General features: G+C 37.4%; 8 protein-coding genes. 3 read left to right on the top strand and 5 right to left on the bottom strand.

What is annotated here, in order from left to right; translation table 11 throughout:
- Window positions 1-64: 64 nt before the first annotated feature.
- The 3 genes from F8B77_RS16445 to F8B77_RS16435 all read right to left on the bottom strand — a co-directional run bounded on the left by F8B77_RS16445 (window position 65) and on the right by F8B77_RS16435 (window position 4,105).
- Window positions 65-721, bottom strand: coding sequence for a TPR domain-containing protein (locus F8B77_RS16445; RefSeq protein ID WP_151656664.1), 657 nt, complete (start codon window positions 719-721; stop codon window positions 65-67).
- A gap of 185 nt (window positions 722-906) precedes the next feature.
- A complete protein-coding gene (locus tag F8B77_RS16440; RefSeq protein WP_151656662.1) occupies window positions 907-1,680 on the bottom strand; it encodes a phospholipase A in 774 nt (257 codons plus the stop codon).
- A 79-nt stretch (window positions 1,681-1,759) separates the two neighbouring features.
- Window positions 1,760-4,105 (bottom strand): helicase-related protein, encoded by a 2,346-nt coding sequence (locus tag F8B77_RS16435; RefSeq protein WP_151656660.1) that lies wholly within the window; start codon window positions 4,103-4,105, stop codon window positions 1,760-1,762.
- 154 nt (window positions 4,106-4,259) lie between these two features.
- Between F8B77_RS16435 and F8B77_RS16430 the strand changes: the two genes are divergently transcribed.
- From F8B77_RS16430 to F8B77_RS16420, 3 genes are all read left to right on the top strand, one after another.
- Window positions 4,260-5,948: an NAD-dependent malic enzyme gene (locus F8B77_RS16430; RefSeq protein WP_151656658.1), complete on the top strand. Its 1,689-nt coding sequence runs from the start codon at window positions 4,260-4,262 to the stop codon at window positions 5,946-5,948.
- A gap of 108 nt (window positions 5,949-6,056) precedes the next feature.
- Window positions 6,057-6,389 (top strand): DUF3392 domain-containing protein, encoded by a 333-nt coding sequence (locus F8B77_RS16425; protein ID WP_151656656.1) that lies wholly within the window; start codon window positions 6,057-6,059, stop codon window positions 6,387-6,389.
- A gap of 26 nt (window positions 6,390-6,415) precedes the next feature.
- A complete protein-coding gene (locus F8B77_RS16420) occupies window positions 6,416-7,093 on the top strand; it encodes a SanA/YdcF family protein (RefSeq protein ID WP_151656654.1) in 678 nt (225 codons plus the stop codon).
- A 130-nt stretch (window positions 7,094-7,223) separates the two neighbouring features.
- Here F8B77_RS16420 and F8B77_RS16415 read toward each other — a convergent pair whose 3' ends face one another.
- Window positions 7,224-8,522 (bottom strand): GGDEF domain-containing protein, encoded by a 1,299-nt coding sequence (locus tag F8B77_RS16415; RefSeq protein ID WP_244298274.1) that lies wholly within the window; start codon window positions 8,520-8,522, stop codon window positions 7,224-7,226.
- Between the two features lie 399 nt (window positions 8,523-8,921).
- Entirely contained in the window at window positions 8,922-10,232 is a 1,311-nt protein-coding gene (locus F8B77_RS16410) for a MipA/OmpV family protein (protein ID WP_425277995.1), read from the bottom strand.
- Between the last annotated feature and the right edge of the window lie 172 nt (window positions 10,233-10,404).

Here is a 10,404-nt window from a genome sequence, read left to right as displayed (position 1 = left end):
ATAAAAAAGCCGACACTTCAACTTTGAAGTGTCGGCTTTTTCATATTTTTAACTCTTTAACTCTTTAACTCTTTAAATAGCGACGAGCCTGCATTAATTGCTTCGCTTGGTTAATTGAATTAATAATAGTGACTCTATCTACATCAACTCTTTCTGAATCTAGAATCTTCTGCCAAGCATTAATCGCTTTTTGATAACGGAACGTCACAAAATGATCGGAAGCAATTAAGGTTAATGCCGCTTGGTTATACTCATCAAGCTCTAATGCTTTATTAAGTAAAGTTTGTATCTCTTCATTAATGATTTGAGAATGTGCGTAATACTGAGTTGTTGCTTTTGCAGCGTATTGATTTGCTGTTGGCTCATCAGAGAGGCGCAGTGCATAATCAAAACAAATGTTCGCGTTATTAAACTCACCATTTAGTAAGTAGCCTTGACCAATTTCAAACCATAGATCAGCATTATTTGGTGACGCTTTTAATTGATCTTCTAAATATCGCATTTTATCATCATACGATAATGGACCTAAAGGCTCAGTAATCACCTTATTATTCACAGCAAATTTCTCTGGGCGCAAACCCGAAGAAAAAATAACAATCATGCTGATTACAACAAAAAATATCATCCATACTGGATTTAAAGAGGTCGCTTTATCTCGACTGTAAAACCACCACAATACCGCGGCGATGATTACAAAACTCAACAACATCATTATAATCATATTGTATTCCCTAGAAAAAAACTGGCGCGATCGTAATGTATATTATAAATGATAGCAATGATCGCCATCATAGTATGACAAGCCTCACCTCCCTCTACACATTTACCCGATAAATATAATAATTAACTTACATAAAAAAGCCCCAATTTACATCGAGGCTTAATCATTACACATTAATATTTAAATTAATTTGGTGGAATTAACTTCATACCTAAGCCAATTCGGGTTTGATCATGGTTATAATCAATCAAGGTTTCACCATACCCTTTCCATGCCTGAACATACAAACCAACAAATTTATTTAGATACAGGGTATAACCCGCTTCTGCGCCGCCTTTGTTTGTTCCAAAATTATAATGAAAACGCGTGTTAAACTGACCAATATCATTTCCTAGCTTAACCCATACATCGTAATCACCTAAGTAATCCGTCATGTCTTCATCTGGTGTTTCATCGGCAAATACATACCACGCTCTAAAGCCATATTGAACCGGACCATCAATACGCTCTAAGGCACCATACATTCTATCCCAGCTACGAGATAAGCTCGCCGTCTGTCCATTTGACTCATGTACATAACCAATCTCAGCGTTATTAAATAACAGCATATTTGATTGATGCATTAAAAAAAACTGTGGCTTATAGTTGGTTTCTCTAAAAGGGGATGAAATATCATTGTTTCCCAACTGCCATAATGATTTCTGAGTATAAGCAAACATCACTGACGTGCTTTGATTAATCGGCATAATTGGAACGGCTAACGAAAATTGAAATTTAACTTCAACTTGTTGTAAGCCATCCGCATCTTCAAAACCACCGGCAACATAAGTGTCTTTATTCAGTTCATCAGTATAAGTACCTAATACATAACTGTCTTCATAGCCATGAATACGATTTAATTCTTTTGCTGAGGTTACGAGAGGAATAGCCAATGCAATCAGTAGCATCCATTTTTTCATAATTGACCTTTTGTCAGTAACTTGCCTTTTTGTATTGATAAGCAAAATACATACCGACATTTAACTTTATCTATTTGAATTATTTAACATCAATGCTACGGCTTGCTTTTTTATACTGAATTCGCCAACCTGACCAAGTTGGAAGCTCCCACCGCTTAAGATCCCCTCTTCTATCCCCTTTCATGTAGGTTAATACCACTCGCTTACTTGATGGGAAATATTCGGCAGAGACTGTAATGTCAGGCAATACCACGATTTGAGGGTATTTTTTCATAAAATCAACCAACTCCCACTCAGGAACGCCATCAAAAATAAAGTCATCTTCATCAAACATTGCCATGTCGTCTAGTGAAGTAATGCCAAGCTCTTCTAGCTGTTGGGTAAACCAATATTCAAAAGTCATCGCTGAACTCTGCTTATTGCCGTTTAATTGACAATAAAGCTGCCAAGCGGCAATTTCTGCCTCTCTTTTATCTTTAAATAAGGGCAGAATATGACCTTCAATCACTTGTGAGACGATCGCCGTAATCGCATCCTCTTCTGCCGGTTCAACATAAACCGTTTTCAATAGTCGATTGGCGTAGTAATAATCATGAGCTATTTTAATGTCTTGATTATCATTGATGCATTCACCAACTCGACATTCCGCCAATTCACTTTCAATAATCCAAGAAATATCTATCGGTGCTAATACCGTTGCAATTGTCAGTGTTTGCTTATTGCCTCTTCCAGGTAAAGAAAACTGATTAAATATAATGGCGGCTTCATAGATAGGTAAAAAATGATTATTTCGTCCAAGAACCACTTCTAAATAACCATTGCCAAAAGCCTCTCTGCGTTTTTCTCTACGAACAAAGACTAATTCAGGTAATTTATTTACCAATTGAAGTAATACCGCTTCTCTTTTCAAACGGCTACTGACAGCTAGCTCTGGTAACCCTAATTCATTGCGGATCTGCTTCGCTAATGCCTGAGCTTCTTTACGCAATTCATCATCAATAATTAATCCATCACAATCATGGCCTCGAACAATAGAGGCTAAAGTCACTAGATCACAGGATTGTGGATTCCAACGCAAAAACTCATCTAATGCCATTTCTGAATTAGCGATTGAGAATAATTTGTTTGAAACAGAAAGCCCCGCCACTAAATCTGCAACGGTTTCTTTTTCAGATCGCCCTTTCACTACCGAAAGCATATGAGAAAAAAGGGTATCAATGGGCAAGGGAAACAATTGCAAGCCATAATCTGTGATAACAAGATCACGGTTTATCGCACCCATTTGTTGTAGTTTTTCTTCGGCTAACGCTAACGATTTTTCTGGTAATGGCTCTAAGAATGTCATCTCTCGTAAAGCTCGAGCACAGCTGGCTGCCGCTAAGACAGCCTCAACTAACTCTTCTCTTTGTAATTCTGGGGGTGTCATTTTTTCTAATGGGGCATGCTCTCCATACAATCTAATCGCTTGCCCCACTTGAGTTCGCCCTGCTCGTCCTGCTCGCTGATCTGCACTCGCTTTAGAAATGGCTTGCAGAGATAGTGTTGTTCGGCCATTTCGCTGGTGCGTTCTTCGCTCTAATCCTGAATCAATAACAACGGTGACATTGGGGATCGTAAGCGAGGTTTCTGCCACATTGGTTGCAAAGATAATTCGTTGTTGGGAAGATTTCGTTAATGCTTGATGCCGATGAGTATCAGAAACGCCTGCAAACAGTGGGATCACTTTACTATCAGGGAATTTTTTCGTCGCAATTTGAGCACATTGCGTGATTTCTTTCTTTCCTGGTAAGAAGACTAAGATATCGCCGGTTTCGCCTTGCTGAATAATACTTTGTAGCATTGAGATCACGTGAAGATCTAAGTCTTTTATCGATGGCATCTGTTGAGGGTGTTCAGCAACATTTGATATATTAACGGCGAATTGTCGACCTTCTGCCGTTAAAACCGTGGCATTCACATAACTCGCTAGTGGCTTACTTTCTATCGTAGCCGAGGTTAAAATAAGACGGTGCTGTTGATGATCACGCAATAAAGCCACTAACAGATCAGTATCCCAGCGACGCTCATGGAATTCATCAATCATAATGAATGGAAACGTGGCTAATTTATCTTCCATAAACCATTTTAATGCGATTCCGGGAGTAACAAATACAATGTTACTGTTTTCGCTATAGTTGCTGTCGAGTTTGATCGCATAACCAATCTCTTCACCCACAGCCTGACCATTCTGCATTGCTAAATATTCAGCCAATGCGGTACAAGCGATCCTTCTTGGCTCTATAACCAATACACGACCGTACTCTGATGCCCATAAAGGTAAATGAGTCGATTTCCCCGATCCCGTTTCAGATTGAACGACTGCATTTTTGGTTAAAATAACAGATGAAAACTCAGAACGAATGACATTAATTGGCAACAAAAACATACAAACCGTAAAATAATAGAATATTTCACTACTCTAGCGGATTTGATTGATAAAAACATGACTGTATTCGCACTTTATTTTCAATCACGCTTTGATATTTAAGTAAAGTAGGCATAGGATCTGTGGTTCATTCTTGATTTGAAGAAGCATAACAATGAATAACAACAAACGTCCCCTATATATCCCTTATGCTGGCCCAGCACTTCTAAGTACCCCTCTGCTAAATAAAGGCAGCGCATTCAGCACTACTGAGCGTAAATATTTTAACTTAGAAGGCTTACTTCCTGAAGCTATCGAAAGCATCGAAGAACAAACTGGTCGTGCTTATAAGCAGTATCAAAGTTTTGAAAATGATATGGATAAACATATTTACCTACGTAATATTCAAGACACGAATGAAACCTTGTTTTATCGCTTAGTTCAAAACCATATCAGTGAAATGATGCCAATTATTTACACGCCTACTGTTGGTGCTGCGTGTGAAAACTTCTCAAACATCTATCGTCGTGGTCGTGGTCTATTTATCTCTTATGAGAACAAGAATCGAATTGATGACCTATTAAATAACGCAGCAAACCAAAACGTAAAAGTAATTGTTGTTACTGATGGTGAGCGTATTCTTGGTCTTGGTGACCAAGGTATCGGCGGTATGGGTATTCCAATTGGTAAATTAGCACTGTATACCGCATGTGGTGGTATTAGTCCTGCGCATACCCTACCTATCGTTCTTGATGTCGGTACGAATAACCCTCAACGTCTTGCAGATCCTATGTACATGGGCTGGCGTCACCCTCGTGTAACGGGTGATGAATACGCTGAGTTTGTTGAGGACTTTATTCAAGCCGTTCAACGTCGTTGGCCTCAAGCACTTGTTCAATTTGAAGATTTCGCACAAAAAAATGCAATGCCTTTACTTGAGCGTTACAAAAATCGTATCTGTTGCTTTAATGATGATATCCAAGGTACTGCTGCGGTTACTGTTGGTTCACTACTTGCAGCCTGTAAAGCGGCGGGCAGTTCATTAGCACAGCAACGTGTTACCTTCTTAGGTGCAGGCTCTGCGGGTTGTGGTATTGCTGAAGCGATTATTGCTCAAATGGTATCTGAAGGTATTTCTGATGCTCAGGCACGCTCGCAAGTGTACATGGTTGACCGTTGGGGCTTATTACAAGAAGGCATGCCAAACCTACTTGATTTCCAACAACGTTTAGTACAAAAAGCTGAAAATACGAAAGACTGGGTTTCTGAAGAACCTAACTACTCACTTGTAGATGTTATGCGTAATGCAAAACCAACAGTGTTAATTGGTGTATCTGGTGCTCCTGGCTTATTTAGCAAAGAAGTTATCCAAGAGATGCATAAACACTGTGAACGCCCGATTGTGTTCCCATTATCAAACCCAACAAGTCGAGTTGAAGCAACACCAAATGACATTATTCGTTGGACTGGTGGACAAGCATTAGTAGCAACAGGTAGTCCGTTTGATCCTGTTACTCATAATGGTCAAACTTACCCAATTGCACAATGTAACAACAGCTTTATTTTCCCTGGTATTGGTCTAGGTGTTTTAGCAATTAAAGCGACTCGTGTTTCTGATGAAATGCTACAAGAATCAAGCCGTGCATTAGCAGAGTGTTCCCCTCTGGCTATTAATGGTTCTGGTGCGCTTCTACCACCACTGGAAGAGATCCACACGGTATCAAAGAAAATTGCCTTTGCCGTTGCTAAAAAAGCGATTGAACAAGGCTATGCTTTAGAAATCACTGACGAAGCATTACATCAAAAAATTGAGCAATACTTCTGGAAACCGGTATACCGTCGCTACAAACGTACTGCTTTTTAATTAAAAATTTCCACCAAAATCAAAACCAGAGAAGATTTCTCTGGTTTTTTTCAACTATATGTTTCTAATAGCCATTAATTAACCTTACGATATTTAAAGACTCATTATATGAATCACGTTATTTCTTTCTTCAATTCAATGGGAAGCTACTTAACCCCATACTTATCTGATATCTCTGTTGCTATGATCGCTTGCGCATTAGTCATGCTTGGTGGTGACATTAACAGAGCACTTCGTGCTTTTTTATCTGGTAAACATTTTTTAATTCGCACTGTGGTTTTTATCGGTGTTAATGCCTTTGGTTATGGTTTATTGATTGTAAAAGCATCGCCATTTCTCACATCTGCACTGCGCTCTATTGAGCCTGCTTTTATGCTTGCTATTGTTCTTTCTACCTTTATTATTATTGGTATGTGGGCACAAAAAAATCGTCAAGTATAACGCGTAATCTACCAAGTTGAGGTTCAATGAAACTCCCGAATTTACACCAGATAACAAAATGGTTAAAAATAACAGTGCTGATTATCGGGGTTATTGTATCTGTCGTATTATTAGCAGATGTCACCATTTCACTCTCAACAGGATCTCAACTGTATCAAGACATTGAATCGATACCTGCCCAAAACACAGCCTTAGTTCTTGGAACGAGTAAATACATTCGACGAACTTTAAACCCGTACTATCAATATCGTATTGATGCGGCGATTGAATTATATAAAGAGGATAAAGTAACGCATTTTTTATTAAGTGGTGATAATGCTCATCGCTCATATAATGAACCCTGGACGATGAAAAGAGATCTATTAAAAGCAGGGATCCCTGAAGAGAATATTACACTAGATTACGCAGGTTTTAGAACTCTCGACTCTGTACAGCGTGCTAAACAGATTTTTGAAGCTAATAGTCTTACCATTGTAACTCAGAAATTTCATTGCCAAAGAGCACTCTTCATTGCTAATCATTTATCTATGGATACCGTCTGCTTAGTTGTTCCTTCCCCTAACGGATGGGCAAATACAAAAATAAGAATTAGAGAAGTACTAGCGAGAACTAAAGCAATACTTGATTTATATATCTTTAATGTACAACCTAAATTTCTTGGTCCCAAAGAACCGATAAACAAAGATTCGATTCCAATTGAATAATACAACTCCAGAAATTATCTAATTAATTATATTGGTACAAAAAAGCCTGATTTCGATAGCGTATCGAAATCAGGCTTTCAACTTCTTTGATTGATTCTCGCCTAAATAGAATTACTTCATATACGCTTCATCACATATAGCGTGAGCTTGTACTTACATTACCCACACTTACACTGGTTATGACTTTATTTCGCCCAGCATTTTTTGCTTTATACAACGCATCATCTGCACGGGCAATAACTTCAGTTATGCGTTCATCTTTCATTTCAGTAACACCCAAACTGCAAGTCAGCGATTCATTGTGGCACCATAGATGATGCTCAACTATTTTACGAATATGCTCTGCTTTTTCTGTTGCCTGTTGCGCGTTATGGTTTGGACAGAAAACGACAAACTCTTCTCCTCCCCAACGAACCAAAAAGTCCGTGCTTTTAATCGCGCTAGTTACCACCAAAACAAACTCTCTTAAAATATCATCTCCAATTTGATGACCGAGCTTATCATTAATTTTTTTGAAATAATCAATGTCTATATAGATCACTGAAAACGTCTGTTTACCCCAACGAACTTGTTGAGACATTTGATCTAGCCAATCTCGTACTGCATTTCGATTGCGAGCTCCTGTTAATGAGTCTCGATGAGCAAGCTCGGCAAATTCAACATTCTTCTCTTTTAAGCTATCGTTTAATTTACGTAACCGGCTTTCACGATAAGCACTTACTTTGAGGTTTTTATTTAATCTTTTTTGTTCATATAAAATATAGGCAATGATAATAACTAACCATGCATATAAAATAATTTTCAATAATGTATTTTCTTTAATCCATGACCCACGTAGCTCTATACTATTAATGGTCATTTCAAAATCGCCGCTTTTTACTGATGATGACGTTGCTATTTCAATAATAGATATATTCGTAAACTCTGGGGCAGCATGCTCTACAGGAACTTTATAATCCGCTATCCACCAAGTCATAACTTGAAAGTCTGATAAGGCAATTTCTTTAGGGCCAGCATTAAAGCCAGGTTCATACTCTACCCCATTAAATTTTAATGATGCCCCATCATTTCGTTTAGTGTAAATCGGATTACTATTTCTTAAATAAACACGTAAACGCCCGTTTGGATCAGCGCTTTTGTAATCAATATCTAAAATAAGTTTTGAATACGATGAAAGGTCAATACCTTCAAATATGCTATCAGAAAAATGAATCGCGGCTTCACAATATGGCCATGCATATTTCCCTTTTTTCATGGTACAGCGCATCGAAGGTTTGCCATTTTTTTCAACTAAAACAGCCTCACTGATACCACCGACTTTTTTATCATCAGCTGCATAATATTGATATTTTTCAGGACTAATGGTAATCATTTTAGTATCCCCCCTAAAGTGATGCCAAACTAATACCCCAATAGATAAGATCAACATTCCTATTGTGATTTTTTGAAAAACTCGCATTGTATTCCTTTACTAAGCTTATCGAATTTTTAGACATTCATTCCAAAAAAATAATAACGCACATATTTCGCTTCGCAAAACAAATTTTATCGTCTCTATCTAAAAAGTATAAATAGCACGATTTTTTATGACTAATATCAAACATTCAATATAATCAGATAACACTATTGATAGTAATAATAGGTAATGCATTGATAAGAAAGGATAGTATTATGACTAAACGTCATTTATTTGGCTTTCTTGTGTTTTGTAGTATTCTGTTGTGGGTTTTAATTATTACACTTTGATATAAAATAAAAAGTCAGAAATAACAATGGCGCTCAATATGAACGCCATTTTTATTATACTTAACTAGATGGAACTATTTATCTAAATATCGAATTGAATATAAATAGAATTGTAGTTACTGCCGCCTTTTATACGATTATATTGGGATGAGTTTTCAAAAATTGCAGAGCGGTGATGAATACTATAACCAAGCCATACACCATCTAAATCTCGCTGATTAAATAAATCACCCAAATTCACATCAAAAGAAAAATCTAGATAGTTTAATAACTTACTTTCTTTATACCCCTTTCTATCCATTTCAGACTGTTCGATGTAAGAAACGCGATTGATGTATGATAGACCTTCAGCAACACCAAATCGCCATTTGGTTGGCCATGGGATCGTCGCGTAGGCCTTAATCGCAACAACAAATTCTGAATTTAAATTTTGTACGTCTGATTGCCAATGCTGGACATAACCAGGAGTTAAGTACAAATCGATGGGCAGTGAAAATAGCTCATCCGTTAAGGGTAGACCATAAAAAACAGACGTCATTTGGTTATTATGCGGGTCTTTTTCTGAATCTAAGCGAATAATATCGCCAATATTAGATGGTGTAGCCCAGCCATGAGCTATACGTAAATATGGTTTATTTGTTATGTCTTTACGAGAGGAAGTACTGCTATCTGTAAAGAAACCCACCCCTAAGAAGTATTCAAATTCCCAACGATTATCAATATATTGGCTACTGTATGCACTATCATCTAAACGAGATACATAACTACCGCCAAGAAGATATAGATTAGACGTAACATGATAACGAGACATAAAGCCCGCTTTTACATCAACTCCAGCACTTAATGCGTCGTTCGCGTCTTCATTTAAACCATAGTAATAACTATTAAACTCTGATTCTTTCCATCGAGCTTCTATGCTTGGATTAAACCACCAATCTCCTGATTCTATTTCTGCCCCAAGTCTAAAGTTCATGTAAGAGCGAAATTCAGGATCAACCATTAATTCAGTATCAAAGAACCATTCATTATTGATGCTATATCGAGCTTGGAGACCGGTATCCACAACATCTCCACCTGCCTTATTTTGAGCTTCTTTAGGTAGGTCAAAATAACGCAAACGCATTAATGCACTTAATTGCCAATCACTCTGTTGATATAGGTATACGCCACCTTCCATTCCATTAATAAAAACATAATCATTCTCGAAGAACATCATTGGAATAAAAGTCGATACTGTTTCAGTCTCTGTTGTATACGGAATACTGGCTGTTCGAATAACCGTAGCAATACCCCAGTCCTTTTCTTTTTCCTTTAGGGGAACAATCTGCTCCTCTTCGCTATTATGATGCTCTTCTGAGTAAGCCGAGCTGACAAAAAGCAATGGAACAATAATTAGACATAGGCGCTTTAGGTTAAAAACATATTTATACAAAAGAAGTACTCTACATTAAGTTAACAATAGGGATTGGTTAAAAGACAAACGAACTAAGCAATTGAAGTAAAATATAATTTCAATCAACTTTAGAATTTAAGTATAGTGTTGATACTAATGAATAGTAATCCAT

The sequence above is a fragment of the Aliivibrio finisterrensis genome, assembly GCF_008933155.1.
Taxonomy (GTDB): domain Bacteria; phylum Pseudomonadota; class Gammaproteobacteria; order Enterobacterales; family Vibrionaceae; genus Aliivibrio; species Aliivibrio finisterrensis.
The sequence above is the reverse complement of the archived record's forward strand: the minus strand, read 5'-3'. Positions and strand labels throughout refer to the sequence as shown.